At 68.8% G+C, this 18,342-nt stretch carries 21 protein-coding genes; 8 read left to right on the top strand and 13 right to left on the bottom strand.

Annotated elements, in window-relative coordinates; all coding sequences use genetic code 11:
- Together ACMGFE_RS25140 and ACMGFE_RS25135 are read right to left on the bottom strand one after the other, a co-directional pair.
- On the bottom strand, positions 1–546 hold a 546-nt coding region (locus tag ACMGFE_RS25140), incomplete at its 3' end, for a hypothetical protein (RefSeq protein WP_436928015.1).
- A 479-nt stretch (positions 547–1,025) separates the two neighbouring features.
- The gene (locus ACMGFE_RS25135) at positions 1,026–1,397 is read right to left on the bottom strand and encodes a HalOD1 output domain-containing protein (protein ID WP_436928014.1); all 372 of its coding nucleotides are present in this window, start codon (positions 1,395–1,397) and stop codon (positions 1,026–1,028) included.
- 431 nt (positions 1,398–1,828) lie between these two features.
- Here ACMGFE_RS25135 and ACMGFE_RS25130 point away from each other — a divergent pair, with 431 nt between their 5' ends.
- Positions 1,829–2,263, top strand: a complete 435-nt coding sequence (locus ACMGFE_RS25130; protein ID WP_436928013.1) for a hypothetical protein — start codon at positions 1,829–1,831, stop codon at positions 2,261–2,263.
- Between the two features lie 30 nt (positions 2,264–2,293).
- Here ACMGFE_RS25130 and ACMGFE_RS25125 read toward each other — a convergent pair whose 3' ends face one another.
- The 3 genes from ACMGFE_RS25125 to ACMGFE_RS25115 form a co-directional block, all read right to left on the bottom strand.
- Positions 2,294–2,938 (bottom strand): helix-turn-helix domain-containing protein, encoded by a 645-nt coding sequence (locus ACMGFE_RS25125; protein WP_436928012.1) that lies wholly within the window; start codon positions 2,936–2,938, stop codon positions 2,294–2,296.
- Between the two features lie 215 nt (positions 2,939–3,153).
- Positions 3,154–3,804, bottom strand: coding sequence for an SWIM zinc finger family protein (locus ACMGFE_RS25120; RefSeq protein WP_436928011.1), 651 nt, complete (start codon positions 3,802–3,804; stop codon positions 3,154–3,156).
- A gap of 267 nt (positions 3,805–4,071) precedes the next feature.
- On the bottom strand, positions 4,072–4,824 hold the full coding sequence (locus ACMGFE_RS25115) for a GNAT family N-acetyltransferase (RefSeq protein ID WP_436928010.1): 753 nt from the start codon (positions 4,822–4,824) through the stop codon (positions 4,072–4,074).
- A 76-nt stretch (positions 4,825–4,900) separates the two neighbouring features.
- Between ACMGFE_RS25115 and ACMGFE_RS25110 the strand changes: the two genes are divergently transcribed.
- From ACMGFE_RS25110 to ACMGFE_RS25100, 3 genes are all read left to right on the top strand, one after another.
- A complete protein-coding gene (locus ACMGFE_RS25110; protein WP_436928009.1) occupies positions 4,901–5,170 on the top strand; it encodes a hypothetical protein in 270 nt (89 codons plus the stop codon).
- A gap of 91 nt (positions 5,171–5,261) precedes the next feature.
- Positions 5,262–6,080, top strand: a complete 819-nt coding sequence (locus tag ACMGFE_RS25105; protein ID WP_436928008.1) for a DUF2391 family protein — start codon at positions 5,262–5,264, stop codon at positions 6,078–6,080.
- On the top strand, positions 6,080–6,631 hold the full coding sequence (locus tag ACMGFE_RS25100; protein ID WP_436928007.1) for a hypothetical protein: 552 nt from the start codon (positions 6,080–6,082) through the stop codon (positions 6,629–6,631). The genes ACMGFE_RS25105 and ACMGFE_RS25100 overlap by 1 nt, the downstream gene beginning before the upstream one ends.
- 82 nt (positions 6,632–6,713) lie before the next feature.
- Here ACMGFE_RS25100 and ACMGFE_RS25095 read toward each other — a convergent pair whose 3' ends face one another.
- A complete protein-coding gene (locus ACMGFE_RS25095) occupies positions 6,714–8,027 on the bottom strand; it encodes a DUF8593 domain-containing protein (RefSeq protein ID WP_436928006.1) in 1,314 nt (437 codons plus the stop codon).
- A 192-nt stretch (positions 8,028–8,219) separates the two neighbouring features.
- Here ACMGFE_RS25095 and ACMGFE_RS25090 point away from each other — a divergent pair, with 192 nt between their 5' ends.
- On the top strand, positions 8,220–8,990 hold the full coding sequence (locus ACMGFE_RS25090; RefSeq protein ID WP_436928005.1) for a mechanosensitive ion channel family protein: 771 nt from the start codon (positions 8,220–8,222) through the stop codon (positions 8,988–8,990).
- A 93-nt stretch (positions 8,991–9,083) separates the two neighbouring features.
- Complete coding sequence (locus ACMGFE_RS25085) at positions 9,084–9,827, top strand: ZIP family transporter (protein WP_436928004.1); 744 nt, start codon at positions 9,084–9,086, stop codon at positions 9,825–9,827.
- Between the two features lie 122 nt (positions 9,828–9,949).
- On the opposite strand, the gene ACMGFE_RS25080 is transcribed toward ACMGFE_RS25085, so the two are convergent.
- A complete protein-coding gene (locus tag ACMGFE_RS25080) occupies positions 9,950–10,243 on the bottom strand; it encodes a DUF7553 family protein (protein ID WP_436928003.1) in 294 nt (97 codons plus the stop codon).
- A 156-nt stretch (positions 10,244–10,399) separates the two neighbouring features.
- On the opposite strand from ACMGFE_RS25080, the gene ACMGFE_RS25075 reads away from it, so the two are divergent.
- Together ACMGFE_RS25075 and ACMGFE_RS25070 are read left to right on the top strand one after the other, a co-directional pair.
- A complete protein-coding gene (locus ACMGFE_RS25075; protein ID WP_436928002.1) occupies positions 10,400–10,738 on the top strand; it encodes a DUF7344 domain-containing protein in 339 nt (112 codons plus the stop codon).
- A 1,137-nt stretch (positions 10,739–11,875) separates the two neighbouring features.
- The gene (locus ACMGFE_RS25070) at positions 11,876–12,115 is read left to right on the top strand and encodes a DUF8593 domain-containing protein (protein ID WP_436928001.1); all 240 of its coding nucleotides are present in this window, start codon (positions 11,876–11,878) and stop codon (positions 12,113–12,115) included.
- 232 nt (positions 12,116–12,347) lie between these two features.
- On the opposite strand, the gene ACMGFE_RS25065 is transcribed toward ACMGFE_RS25070, so the two are convergent.
- The 6 genes from ACMGFE_RS25065 to ACMGFE_RS25040 form a co-directional block, all read right to left on the bottom strand.
- A complete protein-coding gene (locus ACMGFE_RS25065; protein WP_436928000.1) occupies positions 12,348–14,036 on the bottom strand; it encodes an NADH-quinone oxidoreductase subunit D in 1,689 nt (562 codons plus the stop codon).
- A gap of 78 nt (positions 14,037–14,114) precedes the next feature.
- Entirely contained in the window at positions 14,115–14,336 is a 222-nt protein-coding gene (locus tag ACMGFE_RS25060; protein WP_436927999.1) for a dodecin family protein, read from the bottom strand.
- Positions 14,337–14,418: 82 nt separating this feature from the next.
- The gene (locus ACMGFE_RS25055; protein WP_436927998.1) at positions 14,419–15,768 is read right to left on the bottom strand and encodes a cation:proton antiporter; all 1,350 of its coding nucleotides are present in this window, start codon (positions 15,766–15,768) and stop codon (positions 14,419–14,421) included.
- Positions 15,769–15,962: 194 nt separating this feature from the next.
- The gene (locus tag ACMGFE_RS25050; RefSeq protein WP_436927997.1) at positions 15,963–17,189 is read right to left on the bottom strand and encodes a DUF7972 family membrane protein; all 1,227 of its coding nucleotides are present in this window, start codon (positions 17,187–17,189) and stop codon (positions 15,963–15,965) included.
- 3 nt (positions 17,190–17,192) lie between these two features.
- Positions 17,193–17,447: a hypothetical protein gene (locus ACMGFE_RS25045; protein WP_436927996.1), complete on the bottom strand. Its 255-nt coding sequence runs from the start codon at positions 17,445–17,447 to the stop codon at positions 17,193–17,195.
- A gap of 187 nt (positions 17,448–17,634) precedes the next feature.
- Positions 17,635–18,180: an iron transporter gene (locus tag ACMGFE_RS25040; protein ID WP_436927995.1), complete on the bottom strand. Its 546-nt coding sequence runs from the start codon at positions 18,178–18,180 to the stop codon at positions 17,635–17,637.
- Positions 18,181–18,342: the final 162 nt, after the last annotated feature.

Here is an 18,342-nt window from a genome sequence, read left to right as displayed (position 1 = left end):
GCCGGTCTGGGGCTGGCCGCCGGTCTGGGGCTGGCCGCCGGTCTGGGGCTGGCCGCCGGTCTGGGGCTGGCCGCCGGTCTGGGGCTGGCCGCCGGTCTGGGGCTGGCCGCCGGTCTGGGGCTGGCCGCCGGTCTGGGGCTGTCGGGGCTGCTGTGGCGTCCCGGGCAGGTAGTCCCCGGTCCTGTCCGCCTGGCTTCCGTTCCCGGTCGCGCTCGTCGCGAACTGCCGCGTCGAATCGAGGCTCCGCTGCCCGATCTCGCCCGCCTGTTCCATCCCCCGCTCGGCCATCTGCGTGGTCTCGCGTGCGGTGTCCTCGACCGTCGCGAGATACGTGTCGAGCGCGTTGCGGGTGAGTTCGACGCCCTGGTTGCTCACTCTGTTGCCCATCTCCAGCCCGTCGAGCATGAGCTGGGCGGCGTTGCGCTGGAAGTCGACGGTCCCCTTGATCGGGAGTTCCATCGCCCGTTCCATCGCGCGCTGGCTGTTCTCGAGTGTGTTCTGCTGGAGTTCGATCGCTTTACTGACGAGTTGGTTTGTCTGACTCATTGGTCGTGTTGTGAAACGGCGGCAGTGAGCGGACTGTGCGTTTCGCTGACGGCGTCCCGTTGTCCACTGTTCAGTCGCCGGCGGCGACCGGTCCGGCCGGTCCCCGGGACCCCGTCGGCTGCAACGGAACCGAACCGCGGGCCTCCCATAAATCGGCCACACTGTTCAGCCGGGAACCGGCAATTCGACGGCTCTTACCGCCAGAAGCGCGCGTTTTCGATTTCGCGCTCGTCGAGTAATCGGCCACCGTTTCGGGACAGTTACAACAGACGCCACCGCGCCGCCGGTAAGGAATTCTTGTGCGGCGCTCCAGGCCCAGCAGTCGGTCCGGCGTTCGAGGGACCCTGACGACCGGTTCGGCGCCTCACCGGCCGGGATAGCGTCGTCCAGGCGTCGAGATACGTCCAGGCGTCGAGATACCGACGGAGACGTCGCGCACTCCCGGGTATCGAGTCGTCGAGAAGAGGGGGGGAAGTTCGTTACCGCTGGGGCTGCTGGGGGCCCTGCCGGGGCTGGGCGGGCTGGCGCGGCGGCACGATGGCGATCTGTCCGTCGCTGTACACCGTCACCTGGTGGCCCCAGATGGTGAACGACAGGTGGCCGTTGATCCGCGGGCTCCCGTCGTCTTTCGGCTTGAACAGGCGGTCCATCGCTTCCGGGTCGACGTGGTCGTTGAGGGTGAAGCCCGTGTCAGTCACGTCGACACCGGTCACGTCAGAGATTGCGTGTGCAAGCGTCGTCGTCAGCTCCGCCGACCCCTCGAAGTCGTGTTTGACGTAGTACGTCTGCGCATCCCCGGCCTGTTGGTGCTCCTGGGCGGCCGGTTTGACGTACGTTTGGTTGCGATACATTGTTTGTGACAACCTCTCATTATCCATCGATTACTAAAAGCCTTTCTGCTCGGTCAACTGTTAGTATACGGATCCAACTCGGTGACGGGAGCGGGATCGTACCGCCCAGGGATGCCCCGATTTCCCCGCGAGACGCCCGGTAATCTCGGCTTACCCCCCGCGGCCCGCCCGGGCCGAGCACCGCTTCTCGCCGGAGAAAATCGATCGTTCAGTCACGTTCTCCGCGAACGCGGCGATTTCGCGTCCCGCCGACGCCGTCCGATCTGGGACGGCGGACCGCCGGGGCCGATCCACGCCGCCGACGCGGATCAGCCCCCTCGCACAGGGCGTCTCGTGCACCGGCGGGACCGCGAGCGGTGGGCGTCCGGACCGGCGGCTCCCTGTATTCGCAAGCCGAATCGTATCGGGCCAGCGAGTCGGAGAGAAGACGTATGCAACTGCAGCAGACAGACTCCGGCACGAAGCGCGACGCGATAACCGGCGGCGCCCGCATGCTCGCTCGCGAGTTGATCCGCGAGCCGGTCAAGGAGGCCGTCAAAGAGGCGCTCCGGGAGGAGGCCGACGTCAGGGCGGCCCAGGAAGACCAGGGCAGTCCGACGGTGGCCCGCGTCGAAGATCGGACGGACGACGACGGTGGGTCCGGTGGTTCCTCGCTGGGGATCACGCTACTGGGCCTCGCCGCGGTGGCCGGTGCCGTCTACCTGATGCGCAAGCGCGGCGGCGAGACCGAGCAGTCCACCTGGTCGGAGTTCGACGACCAGCACACGTCCGGGACCGAGTCCTCCGAGTACGGCCGGGAGTCCGACGCGTCGGAGTCGACGGGCACGGCGGCCGGCGAGTCGAGCGCGTCCACGTCGATGGAGTGAGAACCCGCTCGGGCGTCGGCGACCGACTCGTCAGGGGCCGATGACGTTCTCGATGAGGGTGCGGTGACCGCGGCGCAGTCGCTCCGAGAGGGCCTGGTGTGACACGTCGAGCTCGTCGGCCAGTTCCTCGAGCGTCGCCTCCCGCGGGACCTTGTAGTAGCCGCGGTCGAGCGCCGCCTTCACCGTCGTGAACTGCTCGTCGGTGAGGTGGAACCCGCCCAGCGAGGGGGCGTCGTCGAGGTTGTAGATCCGCGTCACGTCGAGGTCGATGTCGTGTTCCGCGCAGGCGTCGTAGGTGCGCGAGACGGCGTCGTGTTCGGGGAAGAACACTCTGAACGTCCAGCCGTCGTTCGTCCCGCGGGCGCTGACGACCGCGCCCTCCTCCTCGACGAGCACGTGCGTGATGAACCTGACCCGGGCCGTCCAGCGCATCCGGAACAGCGAGTCGTGGTTGCGCCGCGAGACGAGCGAGACGTCGTCGGTGGTGTCGTCGGCCTCCAGGGCCTCCGCGACCTCCGGCGAGTCCGCGTCGGTGACCCACAGCAGCGGCACGACCCGGTCGGTCCCGTGCGTGACGAGCCTGACGGCGTCGAACTCCGCCTCCGGGAGCGCCTCGAACGTCTCGGCGAGTGCGAACTGCTCGGCCGGCAGCCCGGCTTTGACGATGGTACTCATCTGCGTACCGGCGTTTCGCGTTCGCCGGCCAATAGTATACGGACCCCACCGTTGCAAGTGCCGGGTTAGCGTTCGAAAAGGCCGGGATTACTCGACGGAGTCCGACGCGTAACGCCTTCCCTTGCCGTCGCAAGGAGACGTTTCCGTCTCTCCCGTCACTCCCACCGGGATCCGGGCCGGCAGCGGACCGGCCGCAGTGCCGCGATTCGTCCGATTCACCCGTCGTCGCGGCCCGACTCGCCGTCGCCGGACTCGTCGCCGCGCTCGGGCGGCGTCCCGCGGTCGCGCTCGGGCCGCCGGAGCCGCGCGAGCGGGAACAGGTAGCGCTGGGGGTCGCGCCGGGTCGAGACCGCCTGCGGGTACACCGCCTCGACGACCGGCTCGTCGGCCGGATAGCCGTCGTTGCCGGGGTAGCTCGCGACCGTGCGGTCGTCGTCGGGGAGCGCAACCACGTCGGCGGGCCGCCCGGGTTCGGAGACGACCAGCAGCGGCGTCTCCTCGTCGGCCTCCGCGTCGACGACCACGTCGCCCGGCTCCAGGTGGCACTCCGCGCACAGCGCCGGCGGCGAATCCGCGGCGGAGACGGCCACTCGACGGTCGCATCCCCGGCAGGGGATCGTCCGCTCCGCCGGCGGCGGCACCCGGCCGAGGTTGATCTCGATGGCGACTCGCCTGACGTGTTCACAGCGCGCGTCGTCGGCCGACCCGGGGCAAGAGCAGTCGCTCGGCGCCAGCGAGACGTAGTGGGTTCCGCCCTCGCAGTCGACGAGGTACCCGTCGCCGAACGGACGGACCGTCATCGCCTCCGTCCAGGCCCGGCGGGACGCCTCGTCGAGGGCCCCGCCGTCGACTCGCTCCGCCGGCACCAGCGGCTGGTCCGAGAGTGACGCTTGTGTGTTTCTCGTTCGCGTCATAGTTTGGGGCGCCCGACGTCGATCGGCCTCCCGTACAGCGATCGCGCCAGTCCACGCACAGTCGGCGGGAGGGAGACGGCCCGCGTCGGGCAATTCCGTGGCGAGGGGGTATGCTATCCACCTCCCTAAACCCTTCGCGGGTACGTCGACCGTACCGCCGGGAATCGGGCTCGACCAGCCGGATTCGGGCGCGGCCGGCCAGCGGATCGGTCGCCCGACCTACAGGTACGAGGCGTCCCAGCGGGTCGCCTTGCGCCGGTTGCCGCAGTCGTTGCACTCGATGTGGCCCATCGAGTCCATCGCCGTGGCGACCGACTCGCAGTTGCTGCAGTACCAGCCGTACTTCTCCTCCAGGTTCTCGGTCCGGTAGGCGGCGTAGAACGGCGCCTTCGACCCGCGCTCGCCCTCGCTGAAGTTTACAAATAGCTCCCCTTCCGAACTCTCGATGGCCTCGACGACCGTCTCGTCGGCCACGTCGCCGATCGCTCGCTGGTAGACGTACTCCTCGTACGTCTCCTCGGCGATGGTCACCTCGCGCTCGTCGATGCGCTCGAACCCGTCGGCCTCGTAGAACGACCACCCCTCCTCGTTCGCCGAGAGCACGTCCCCCTGGAGGACGCCCGCGCCGCGCTTCTCGAAGGTCTCCTGGGCCGCGCCGAGCAGTTGCCGCGCGAGCCCCTGCTCGCGCGCGTCGGGCGCGACGTGGAGCCAGTGGATCTCGCCGACCGGCGGATCGGCGTCCAGCAGCGCGCCCTGGACGAACCCGACCACCTCGTCGTCGTCCTCCGCGACCTGCCAGAACGTCGTCTCCTCGTCGAGCAACTCGGCGACGCGCTCCTCGTCGTACCACTCCCCGACGACCTCGTCGACCGTCTCGTCGTCGAGCACGTGACCGTACGAGGCGCGGAGCGACTCGCGGGCGGCCGTTGCGATACCGTCGGCGTCGCTGGTCCGGGCGTCCCTGACTTCCATACCCGCCTTTCGACCGCCCCCCCTGTAAAGTCCTGGCACCGTTCTTTTTTCCGGCGAGGGCCCGAAACACGGACGCATGACCGACCCAGACACCAGTGCCGACAGCGACGACGCCCCGGCAGGCGCGCGGATGATGCTCGAACCGGACGCAGTCCACGAACAGGAGGAGGGGCTCGCCGTCGACTGCCCGCAGTGCGGCGCGACCGTCGGAATCCAGCACATCATCGAGGAGGGGTACTGCCCCGGCTACGTCGACGACGACGAGATGAACGCCGAGAGCGACGAGACCCCGCGAGAGGGCGGCTGCGGTGCGAAGCTGTCGCTCGAACTCGTCTGGGAGAGCTGACCGATGCGCCGTCGAACCACGGTCGACGTCGCGTCGGCGAGCGATCGGCGGGCGGGCGAGATATACCCCGGGAACCCGTAGGATCGGGGACATGTCGAACGCAGTCCTGGACGCGCTCCGGACCCAGGGGCGCGGCGTCACCGGCGCGCTCCTCGTCGTCGGCGTGGCGATGGTGCTGACCATGGAGATCTGGTGGCTCAGCTGGCGACTCCCCATCCTCCACCTCGTCGGCTTCGCGACCGTCGGGCTCGGGACGGTCTTCGTCCTCACCCGAAAGGTCGGGTTCAGAGACGGGAACGGCGGCGACGAGCCCCTCCACCGGATCCTCGCGGACTTCGCCGAACTCGTCGCGCAGAGCTTCGTCGCCGCGCTCGTCGTCCTGCTGGTCTTCGGCGTCGTGACCCTCGGCGACCCCGTCTCGTCTGTCGTCCGGCTGGGTCTCGTCCTCGTCGTCCCCTTCGGCTTCGGCGCCGCGCTGGCCAACCGGTTGCTCGGCGAGACCGACGCGCCCATCGAGGAGGAGGCGTTCCCGCACAACCTCGCCGTGTTCACGCTCGGCGCGGTCTTCTTCGCCTTCCCGATCGCGGCGACCGAGGAGGTCGTCGTCATCGCGCGCAACGCCGGCTGGCCGCGCCTGGCGGTCCTCGTGGTCCTCTCGGTCGGCGTCGTCCACCTCGTCCTGCACGAACTGGAGTTCCGCGGCCACCGCGACCGCATCGAGGGCCGCACGCACGTCCTCCAGCTCGGGACCGCCGCGACGGCCTACGTCGTCGGCCTCGCCGTCGCCGTCGTGTTGCTTCTCGGGTTCGGCCAGTTCGACGGCCGCTCCCTCACCGAGTGGGTCCAGCTCACGATCGTCCTCGGGTTCCCCGCCGCCGCCGGGGCCAGCGCCGGCGAGGTGGTCCTCTGATGACCGACCGGACGAGCGACGCCGACGGCGATCGCTCCCGAGACGTGAGCGACGGGACGACCGAGAGCGCCGGACACCCTGACGTCGTGGACGAGTCCGACGAGCGCGACGAGGAGGGTGACGGTCGCTCCGGCGGCGGGTATTCGGACGCCGCCGACGAGGACGACGTCGACGGGACGAGCGGGGAGCCGCCGGAGGAGGCCGCGGTCTCGACGGCCGAACAGGCGGTGATGGGCGTCGCGCTGGCCGTCACCGTCGGGCTCTTCGCGTTCGCGGTCTGGCAGGCGCTGGCCGCCCCCGCGGCGGTCGACCCGAGCGCGAACGTCACGAGCGTCCAGGGGGGCGGCGAGAACGTCACGTACTACGGCGTCACGCTCCGGAACGCGGGCGACGCGGGCCTCGTCTCGGCGACCGTCGGCGTCGACTGTCCGCGCCCCTCCCGACAGATCACCTTCGAGAACGTCCCCGCGAACGCCCACCGGAACGCGACCGTGCGCTGTCCGAACGGGACGACGCCGACTGCCGACGTCGTCTCCTGGATCCCCGCCTGAGTCCGGGCCCGCCGGACCGTCACCCGCGGTCCGGTCGGAACCCCCGCTGCCGGTCTGGATCGCTGCTGCTGATCGGGACCGTCTATCCCTGCCGGTCGACGCCGAGGACGACCTCGTCCTCCTCGATTCGGGCGATGTGGTCGTTTTCGACGGGATAGGTGTCCTCGTCGTCGTGGTCGGTCCAGCCGAGCGCGGTCCGGATCCGGTCGGTGATCGAGGGGTGGGGGTCGACGTACATCCGGCCGTCGTCGACGGCCGCGACCATCCCGATCTCGTCGCCGCTGGCGTTGACGACCGTCTTCCCCTCGTCGTCCTCGGACGGGATCGACGCCTCGCCGGCCGTCATCGTCTCGTCCGCCTCGACCGTCTCGGCCGTCGTGGCCCGTTCGTCCATCCCCGCCGCCTCGCGCTCGATGGCGAGGTCCCTGTCGTACTCCGCGGGTTCGACGATGTCGCTCTCGACGGCCATGTGCGAGATGGTCTCCGAGGAGAGGGTCTCGGCGTCGCGCACCTCACCGGAGACCATCCGGCGGATGGACACGTCCTCCTCGATCACCTGACTGCGGATCAGGTGCGTCTCGATGGTGTCGTCGTCGCGGAACCGGCTCTCGACGTGTCCGTGTTCGATCGCCCGGTCGGCCGCGTGCTTCGAGTCGACGAGTTCGCCCTGGAGTACCGTCCGCTCGACGCCCTCCAGATCGACTGTCTCCCGGATGGTGTCCGATTCCAGCGTGTCGGTCTCTTCGACGTCCGTCTCCACGATCCGGCTATCTATCGTGACTCGCTCGACGTTCTCCTTCGTGACCGTCCAGGCCTCGTCGACCGTGACCTCCACGTCGCACGCGACTTCCGACCGGGTCCCGGTGCCGAAGGTGTTCAGCGCCTCGATGCCGGTGTCGGTCATGTCTACGTTCGTGACCTCGCAGTCCTCGACCTCCCGGGAGATCAACTCGGCGTCGACGGTGTCGGACTCGATCATCTCGCGATCGGTGACCTCGCTCTCGACGGTCACTTCCTCGACGATGGTGCGCTCGACGACCGAGCGCTCGGTGAACTCCGACCTGACCGTCTCCCCCTCGAGCAGGCGTTCCTCGACGTCCTCGTCCGTGATCGCCGCGTGCCCGACCACCTCGTTCCGGTCGACGATCTCCATTTCGTCCGTGTCGTCGTGACGGACGGCGACCATGTCGTGTTCGTCCATGCCGGTCTCGAACTCGGTCCAGTCGAGGCGGTCGTGGTGGGTTTCGACGTCCGACTCGCGGACGAACGCCATCCGCGTCTCACCTCCCTCCTCGTATCGGACGGGGACGACCTCGTGTGTCTCTCCCCAGTTTCTGATCGTATCCGTGTCTGTCGTGATCTGACTCTCCCCGCGTGTGTTTCGTTCTCCCGACATCACGCGGACGTTCGGGCGGACGACTCAAAAGAACACAGTCAGTTCAGCCGCGAACGCTCCGGTATCGTCGGCATACCGGAGTTTGTCCCCGTTTTATCCGCAAGGGTTGCGTACGCAACCTCTCGGCTTTCCGCGTGAGAGTACGTACGTGAACTGCTGTCACCTATGAAGACACCGTACACATCGACGGTCATGCAGATAGACGTAACGAACACCATCGAAGAGACGATCGGCGACATCGTCGCGTTCCTGCCACGGCTGGTCGGCGCGATCGTCATCCTGCTCGTCGGCTGGCTGGTCGGCATCGCGCTCGGGAAGGCCGTCCAGCGGCTGACTGACGCGATCGAACTCGACCGGATGACGATGGACACGCCACTCGGGCGTGTCATGGGCGGGTCCGAGAGCGCCGTCTCGGCCACGTTCGGCAAGCTGGCCAAGTGGTTCGTCATCGCCCTGGCGGTCCTGGCGGCCGCGAACGTCCTCGCGATCGACCTGCTCTCGGAGTGGGTCGGGACGGCCGTCTCGTACCTGCCGGCGTTCATCGCGGGCCTGCTGGTGATCGTCATCGGCTTCGTCGTCGCCGACTTCATCGGCGACGCGATCATGAAGACGCGCGCGGCCACCGAGACGGCCTACACGTCGTGGTTCGCGACGGGGACCCGCATGTTCCTGTACTTCACCGCCATCGTCATCGGCCTCGACACGATGGGGATCGACGTCAGCATCCTCTACACGTTCGCCGAGGCCTTCGCGTGGGGGCTCGCGGCCGCCGTCGCCATCGGCGCCGGCATCGCGCTCGGCTGGGGCGGTCACTCCTACGTCGCCGAGAACATCGAACGCTGGATGGGATCGGCCAGGTCGGCGACGCCCGAGCCCAGCGGCGCGACCGCGACCGACGGTGGCTCCGACCACGTCACCGACGGCGGGTCCGACCGCTCGATTGACGACGCGGACGACGACTGACCCGCGACCGTGGCCCGACCTCCACGAGGCGAGGGGTCGGCGTGACCCCGTTCGCCAGCAGACGCGCGGCGGTCGGCGGGTGATCCCCACCCGATGGATCCCTCTTCGACAGCCCTCGCGGAGCGCGTCCTCCCGGCGGTCCTCGCAGTCGCGCTCGCGTCGACCCACCTCCTCGCCCGCAGCGAACTGTTCCTGGCCCGGCTCTCGCGGGGCCGGTTCCTCTCGTTCGCGGGCGGCGTCTCGGTCGCGTACGTGTTCGTCCACGTGCTCCCGGAGATCGACGACTTCCGGAAGCCGATGAACGAACAGGCGCTGATCGCCCTCCCGACCGAGAAGGAGGTGTATCTCGTGACGATGCTCGGCTTCATCACCTACTACGGGCTCGAACAGCTGGCCCACCAGTCCGCCGAGCAATCGATCGACGACAAGCCGAGCCCCGGGATCTTCCGCGTTCACGTCGCGTCCTACGCGGCCTACAACGCGATCGTCGGCTACCTGCTCTTCCACCAGGAGGCGCCCGGCGTCAGTAACCTGCTGCTGTTCGCGCTCGCGCTCGGACTGCACTTCCTGTTGAACGACGTGTCGCTGGAAGACCGACACGAGGAGGCCTACCACCGGACCGGCCGCTGGGCGCTCGCGGTGGCCGTCCTCGTCGGTGCCGGCGTGGGCTCGGTCACCGAACTCGACCGGGCGACGCTCGGCCTCCTCTTCGCCTTCCTCGCCGGCGGGATCATGCTGAGCGTCGTCCGCGAGGAGGTGCCCGCCGATCGAGAGGGCAAGTTCTGGTCGTTCACCGCCGGCGTCACCGTCTACACCGCGGTGCTCCTCGTCGCGTGACCGCCGCGCGGCGTCGCGGCGCCGTCCCGCGTGACACCACCGTCCGACGTCGCGCGGAGCCGTGTTCGTGGGTCCGACGTCGCGCGGAGCCGTGTTCGTGGCGCGCCGTCCGCTCCGGGGCCTCAGTCGCGGTCGGCCTCCCACTCCGGTGCGCGCTCCCGGCGGTAGGCGTCGAGGTGGTCGCGGGCGGTCTCCAGGTGCGACGTCGGCAGCTCCGCGAGGTCCTCCCCCAGCGTCGTGAACTGTCGTTCCATCTCCTCGAGTCGGTCGCCCATCGCGGCCTCGTCGACCGGGTCCTCGTCGAGCGTCTCCAGCGCCTCGCGGATCGAGGCGAGCTGTTCCTCCGCGGTCGCGTCGTCGGTGATCTCCCGGGCAGAATCGATCGCGTCTCTCGCCGCGGCTAGTCTCCGATCCATACCCCGACGTACGGGCCCCAGCGTGAAAGAAGTCAGGACCGGCGATTATAGCGTCGAGAGCGCCCGTATCCGCCGAGTAGAGATCGGGTAGCTCACCGCCCCAGTCTATTCCTTTAGGCACCGTCCTGATGTGGGTAGCGCCGAAACGTGCCAATCATGACTCACGGGGTTGACAATCCGGCGATCAGAGAGGAGCGTGCAGCGGACTCGAGTGACCACGGCGAACGGCTCGCAGACGTGCTCGACGACCCGCACTGCCGATACCTGCTGAAGTACCTCCGGGACACCGGCGAGCCGGCCTCCGTCTCGGAGGTAGCGACCTACGTCGTCTCCCAGCTCACCGACAGCCCGCCCGACGAGGTATCGACCGACGTCGAACGGCGCGTCCAGACCTGGTTCTACCACGGACAGCTCCCCATGCTCGACGACTACGGGGTGATCGACTTCGACCCCGACACCGGGACCGTCCGCCTCGCCGAGGACGCCCCCGCCTGAGCGGCCCGTCCGCCCGCCCCGGCCGGAGAAACGACGAGAAATCTGGTATTCTCGGGCTAGCCAGTTCTCCCGATCCGGCGCCGTCCCCGGATCCGGCTAAGCGACGTGTAACTATGCCTCGATAGCGTCTGGTTGCACTCGGGCAGACCGACCGCCGCCGAGCGACGGGCGGCGCGATCACCCACCGAGTACTACTATGGACCGACACAGTTCGAACCAGAGCGACCAGCACCGACAGTCGAACCGCGAGCGGGGACAGCACTCCCAGCAAGGCCACCAGCAGCAGGGGCAGCAGGGACAGCACACCCAGCAAGGCCACCAGCAGCAGGGGCAGCACCAGCAGGGGCAGCACCAGCAGGGGCAGCAACACGGTCACCAGCAACAGGGCCACCAGCAGGGACAGCAGCATCAGTTCGGCGGCCAGCAGGGTCGCCATCAGCAGGGCATGCAGCACGGCCAACAGCGCCAGGGCCAGCAGAACCAGTTCGGGCAGCACCGGTCTGGTGAGCAGGGCCGCCAGCAGCAGGGCCGCCAGCAGCAGGGCCGCCAGTACGGGCAGCAGTCCTACGATCAGGGACCGTACGGCCCCCAGCAGGACTACGGCGACCAGCGGGAACGCGGCCCGGGCGAGTTCGGTGAGCGGAGCCGCCAGCATCAGGTCGGACAACACGGTCAGCAGCAGGGTCACCAGCAACAGGGCCACCAGCAGCAGGGCCACCAGCAGCAGAGCCACCAACAGCCGGGTCAACAGCATCAGGGCCGGCAACACAGCGGACAGCGACAGCAGCAGGGTCACCAACAGCAGGCTCAGCAGCACCAAGGCCACCAGCAGCAGGGTATGCAGCACGGTCAGCAACAGCACCAGCGCCAGCAACGAGGCCAGCAGGAAGGGCAACTGTACCAGCGCGGCCAGAACCAGCAGGGACAGTTCGGTCACGGCCGGCAGGGCGGCCAGCACGGCGGACAGCAACAGCAGGGCCGCCAGCACGGAAGCCAGCAACAGCAGGGCCGCCAACAGGATCAGCAGCACGGAGGGCAGCAGGCGGGCCAACAGCACCAGCAGAGCCTCTACCAGGGCCGCCGCACCGGCGAGCACGAGCAGGAGAGCGACCACTACAGCTCCGGGGGGCGGTAACGATGGCCGATCGAACCACCGTCTCCGACGACGACCAGGGTAAACCCATCGTCGACGAGCACGGCGAGAAGATCGGCGTCGTCTCGGAGGTGCGCGGCGGGACCGCCTACGTCGACCCCGACCCCGGCATCACCGACAAGGTGTCCTCGAAGATGGGCTGGAGTAGCGCCGACGAGGACGACTACCCGCTCCCGACCAGCGAGATCGCCGTCGTCACCGACGACGAGATCCGGCTCTCCTGACGGGAGAGCCGCTCCGCCCGTCGAGAGCCGTTCAGCGCCACTGTTTCGACGTTCCCGTTTCTCCCACGCCCGGTAGTTGCGTTCTTTTACAACGCCGACGAGCAGTCGTGAGCGTCCATCGGTTATCACCGACTCGCCGAGGCGGATCGCCGCATTTGGGGGACGGGACCGCGTTTGCCTAACAATGATGCCGTTGTTAAGCTCGGCCTGTCTGGGGTATCGGGTGACTAGGTCAGCGGTCGACGCTGCCGAGGACGATGTCCAGGCTCCCGACCGCTGCGACCAGGTCTGGCACGAGTTCGCCCTCGGCCATCTCCGGCAGCGTCGAGAGGTTGTGGAAGCAGGGGCTGCGGATCTTGAACCGGGCGGGCGAATCGGTGCCGTCGCTGCGGAGGTAGACGCCCATCTCGCCTTTCGCCGACTCGACGGCGCGGTAGATCTCGGTGTCGGGATCCGGGCGGAGCGTGCGGGGCACGTTGGCCTGGATGTCGCGCTCGTCTTCCGGCCAGTCTTCGAGCAGGTCGATGCACTGGGAGACGATGCGGGCCGACTCCTCGACTTCCCGGAGGCGGACGAGCACCCGCGCGTAGTTGTCACAGCCGTCCTGGACGGCCACGTCCCAGTCGAGTTCGGGGTAGTAGCCGTAGGGGTCGTCCCGGCGCAGGTCGTAGTCGATGCCGGAGCCGCGCGCGACCGGGCCGGTCGCACCGTAGGACTTGGCGACCTCCGGGAGGAGGACGCCGGTGTCGACGCAGCGCATCTGGAACAGTTCGTTGTTCGAGAGGAGGTCGTGGTACTCGGCGACCCGTCCGGGCAGCTCGTCGAGGAACCCGCGGACCTTGTCGAACCACTCCTCGCGCGGCGTGGGGACGTCCCACGCCACGCCGCCGACGCGGAAGTAGTAGAACATCATCCGCTGGCCGGTCAGGTCCTCGAGGATGTTCTGGACGTACTCGCGGTCGCGGAACCCGTACTGGAAGGCGGCGGTGAAGTCGCCGTTGATGTCCAGCGAGAACGTCGCGACGGCGAGGAAGTGGCCGTACATCCGGCCCAGTTCCGTCGCCATCGTCCGCAGGACCTGCGCGTAGTCGGGCACCTCGATGTCCGCCAGCCCCTCGATGGCGCGGGCGACGGCCCACTCGTTGGGCATGTTCGCCGTGTAGTCCCACCGGTCGGAGTAGGGGATGATCTTGTGGCGGTAGGTGCCCTGCTGGCACATCTGCTCCTCGCAGCGGTGCAGGTAGCCGATGTCCGGGTCGACCTCGTCGACCTGCTCGCCGTCGAGCACCGTCTTGAGGTGGAGCACGCCGTGGGTCGCCGGGTGGTGCGGGCCGATGTTGATGAACATCGTCCCCGGGTCGGTCTCCCCCTCGCCGTCGGTCGACTCGGGCGAACTCGTCGCCGACTGCAGCGGCTGGTTCGCCTTGAACGGGACGATCTGCGACTCCGTCTGGTCGTAGTCCAGCGAGAGCGGGTGACCCTGCCAGGTCTCGGGGAGGAGGATCCGCCGGAGGTCGGGGTGGCCCTCGTACTCGATGCCCACCAGGTCGTAGGCCTCCCGCTCGTGCCAGCCGGCGGTGCTGTAGACGGGCGCCGCCGACTCGTTGGCTGGGTCGTCCTTCGGCATCGGGACGACGACGTCGACCTCCCGCGTCCGCTCGTCGTAGCTCGTGAGGTGGTAGATCGACTCGTAGCGGTCGTGGTACTCCTGGGCGGTGAGGCAACTGAGGTGGTCGAACCCGGCCTCGTCGCGCAGGTCGAACAGCACCGACTGGACGTCCCCCGGCGAGACGACGAACCCCGGGGCGTTGACGTGGTCGTCCCGTCCGATGAGGCGGTCGCCGATGATCGCCTCGACCTCGCTCGGTTCCGCCGTCGCCTCGGTCGCCTCGGCGTCGCTCAGTTCCGTGTCTGTGCTCATGGCGGACTCGCTCCGTCGGTGGTTGCTGTCAGGTTCATCTGTCTCGTCGGGACGGGTGGTGCTCGCCGGCTCGCGCGTTCACTCCGAGCCGCGCTGGTCCGCGTGGACCGGGAACGCCACTTCGACCGTCGCGCGGTACTCGGTCACCTGGCCGTTCTCGACGTCCGCGGTCCAGTCCTCGACCTCGACGCCGCGGATGTCGTCGATCGTCCGACTCGCCTGCGCGACGGCCTCGTCGGCCGCGTCGTTCCACGACTCCTCGGACGTACCCAGCACTTTGACGATCTTGACTGCAGTCATCGGTAGCACACATTCGGAGGCGTCGCGGGTGATACCACGGCAAGCCCTCGCAAGCGACCGCGGACGGCGCTCGGCCGTCGCGTCAGTCCTCCGTCGGCGCGGTGAAGTCGTCCTTGTGTTCGGTGCGCCACTTGTCGATGGAGTTCATCACCGGCGCCGCCGAGATGCCGTGGAGCGTGAGCGAGGCGACGACGACGAACCCGAGGAACGCCCACAGCTCGTCGGCGGCGATCACGAGCTCGATCTCCTGGAACGAAGCCGTGTTCAGGGCGTAGGCGAGGTAGTAGAACGAACCGATACCGCGGACGCCGTAGCTGGCGATGATGAGTTGCTCCTGCCAGAGCGATCCGGACCCGATCTGGCCGATCAGGCCCGCGAGCGGCCTGATGAGCAGGATGGTCGCGAGGCCGACGACGACGTGCGTCACCGTCAGCGGGTCGAGGATGCCGCCGACGATGGTGCCGCCGAACAGGACGAGCACGGCCGCCATCAGGAGGCGCTCGACCAGCACGGCGAAGTCGTGGAGCTTCTGGTAGTACTCGTGTTCCCACTCGTAGTGTCTGAGGACGAGCGCCGCCACGAAGACCGCGATGAAGCCGTAGCCGGAGACGAGCTCCGTCGCCCCGTAGGCCAGCAGCGTCGCCGCCAGCGCCTCGGCGCCCTCCATCACCCGCGCGAGGTCGGTGCTGGAGGGACGGCCGAAGATGAACCGCGCGATGAGGTAGCCGACGACGACGCCGCCGACGATCCCCACGGCGATCTTGTAGACGACGTAGAAACCGAACCACTCGGCGATCCAGGGCATCAGCGACCCGAGTGCGGCCTCGGCCGACCCCGCCGACTCGGTCGCCTGGAGGCTCACCCCGGCCATCACGATCGCGAGGTAGGTGAACGGAAAGGCCAGCCCGTCGTTGAGGCCCGCCTCGGCCGTGAGCGCGAACCGGATCGCGCCCTCCTGGTTGTCCGGGTCGACCTCGGCGTCGGTCTCGGCCGTCGGCGGCGTCGCCTCGACGGTCGAGGCCAGCACCGGGTCGGTCGGGGCGACGACCGCGCCCAGCAACACCGCCGTCGCCGGGTGTAGGTCGAGCAGGAACCAGCCGAGCCCCGCGACGGCCATGATCGTCAGCGGCATCGTCACCCCGAGCAGGCGCCAGGCGGGCGCCCAGGCCCGCCAGTCGAACGGCCTGTCGAGTTTCAGCCCCGCACCCATCAGCGCGATGATCACCACCAGTTCCGTCAGGTGTTCGGCGATCAGCGGGGATTCCACCGGGTCCGGCGCCGGCACGCCCAGCGGCAGTGAGAACAGCGCCATCCCCCCGATGACGTAGATGAGGGGGAACGACATCGGCTTGTCCGCGAAAACTCGCGGCAACACCACGGCGCCGAGGATGGCGAGGCTCACCACCAGCAGGGCGATGTCGTACACTGCCATGGCACGTGTTGGGGCCGACCACGAAAGGAACTTTTGCCGCGTGACCGCGTGTCAGCCCGCGCCAGCGGCAGAATTTGGACGGTCGAGCGCGACCGTCCGAGCGCGGATCGTCCGTCGACCCCACCGCGCCCGTCAGCGGCCTCACCCCGCCCTCTGGTGACGCACTGCGCCCTCCAGCGACCCCGCCCCGCCGCTCAGTCCTCGGCCGCCGGCCGGTCACCCTCCGCGTCGCCCGGGTCACCGGCCGCGTCCCGGTCTCTCTCCCCTTCGTGCTCGCCGCTCCCGTCGTCCCGTCCGTCGACGTCAGCTTCGGCCTGCTCCTCCCACGAGTCGGGGTCGATGTCGACTTCGAGCTCGACGATGTCGTCGTGCTCGGGCTGGCGCACCAGGAACGGCCCCGCGGCGAGCGTCCGCAGCGTGATCGCGGCGACCCTGATGACGTACGCCGTCAGGACCACGTACGGCGCGAGCGAGACCGTGTAGGCCAGCATGATGAACACCGGGAGCGAGCTGAGCGGGCCGATCGGGAAGATCGGGATGATGTTGGCGTCGAGCGCGAGCAGCAGGTACGAGATGAAGACGATCACCGGGAGCGAGACGACCAGCAGGTTGCTCGACAGCCGGGCGACCTCCCGCTTGTAGTACAGCGACTGGAAGTACTCCCGGCCGGTGGCGAAGAATTTCAGCGTGTCGATGAGCGCCTGCAGGGCGTCGGCCGTCTCCTCGCTGATCTCGTCCTCGTAGCGGTTGCGGAACCGCCGGGCGGTGTTGAGCTGCCAGGAGTAGTCGTAGTGCAGCCCCGCCGACAGGACGTTGAACGTCCCGAAGCGGGCGCCGTCGAGCGTCTCCGCCGCCGCCCTCGCCTCGTCGACGATCTCCTCGCCCAGCGCGTCGACCTGCTCGCGGAACTGTTCGTCGTCGCACGCCTCGGTCGCCCGCTGCAGCGCTCGCGTCTCCCGGTAGATGGAGTAGAGGATGACCTCCAGGAACGCCGCCGGCTGGCCCGGGCTCCCCTCGACTTCCGCCAGGCTCTCGGCGCGCTTGCGGAACTCGATCGAGGCGTCGATCCGCGACTGCTCCGTCTCGATGTCCGTGATCTCCTGCGAGAGGACGATCGAACTGATCGAGGAGACGACCGAGACGATGAGGATCGCGCCGCTCAGCAGCGCCGAGAACAGCGTCTGGAGCGTGTTCGTGTCCGAGAGCAACTGCTGCATGTCGACCGGGCGCAGCAGGGCGAGCCCGAGGAAGGTGACGAACACCCCGCACAGGAGTGCGAACGTCACCAGCGGCCGCTCCCCGGTGTACAGCAGCCACGAGGCGAGACGGCTGTTCCCGACCCGGCGGTACACGGTCTTGAACGGGCCGACGACGACGGACACGTACCGTCGGACGGACTCGAATCGGTCTGGCTGTGCCATCGCTCACCAGGTGAGCGCGTGCCTCGGCCGCCGGCGCCGGCGGCCGGAGCGGACGAAGTTCGTCGCCGCGCCGCCGGTTCCCGGCGGCGCGGCGACCGAGCGCGCGGCCGGGAGCACGACCGCCGGGGCGAGCGACGCGAGCACCGATGACGCGCCGCTCCCGGCCGCGAACTGGACCGCCCGCTTCCGGTACACCGAGACGAGGCCGCGCGCGAACGACGCGGCGCGACTGACCGGCCGGCGAATCGCGAGGCTCATCGCCGAGACTCACCCCTCCCGGCCGGACCAGCCCCAGACTGGATCATGTCGATGCAACGACCGCGAGACATATATTCTCGTGGGTGATTCGCGGCGCGTTGCCCGGTCACCGTGGCGATCCGGGGGAGGCCCGCCATCCTGTCGCGACCGACTCGTCGTCCTATTCGGGCCGGCACGCCCCGGTCGCTCAGGACTTGCCGGTCTCCAGGTCCACGTCCTCGAAGGTGACGGTCACGGGCTCGCCGTACCGGTCGCCGTTCTCCTCGTCGTGGCGGTGGAACGTCGGCGGTTCGACGCGGACCTCCAGCGTATACGTGCCGTCGTCGGGCAGTCGCAGGTTCGCCCCGTAGTGGTACAGCCCGGGGTGCCACAGCAGCGGCAGCGTCGCGGCCTCGACCTCCTCGCCGTCGCGGTCGGCGATCCGGACGCTCACGTCCGCGCCGGGGACGAACCGCCCGTCGTCGACGTCCGCGACGGCGACCTCGATGTGGCAGTTCTCGTCGCCGGGCTCGCGCCACGCGAACTCCCCCTCGCCGGTGAGCTCGTAGAGTCCCTCCGCCTCTTCCTGGGCGAACCCGACGACGTAGTCGTCCGCCTCGGTCATGTCGCCGGTGTGGGCGACCTCCTCGATCATGTAGCGCAGCGACCGTTGGTAGGCCTCACCCTCGGCGCGGGCGAGTTCCTGCTGGCGCTCGTCGAACTCCTCGCTCGTCGTCTTGCCGTGCTGGCTCATACCTGGTCGGGTACGGCCGATCGATCGGTAAGCGTTCGGCCGGCAAAGGAAGGGCGCGTCGCCGCCTCGCGGGGAAACGCGCAGCGCCCACCCACGCACGTTCCGGGCGAACTTTCAACCGCCCTCCGGGCGACTGTCTCACCCCTTCGGAGGCCCGAGCAC

The sequence above is a fragment of the Halosimplex amylolyticum genome (genome assembly GCF_051414035.1).
GTDB classification, from domain to species: Archaea; Halobacteriota; Halobacteria; order Halobacteriales; family Haloarculaceae; genus Halosimplex; species Halosimplex amylolyticum.
Note: the sequence above shows the minus strand (reverse complement) of the source record. Positions and strands in the feature narration are given on the sequence as shown.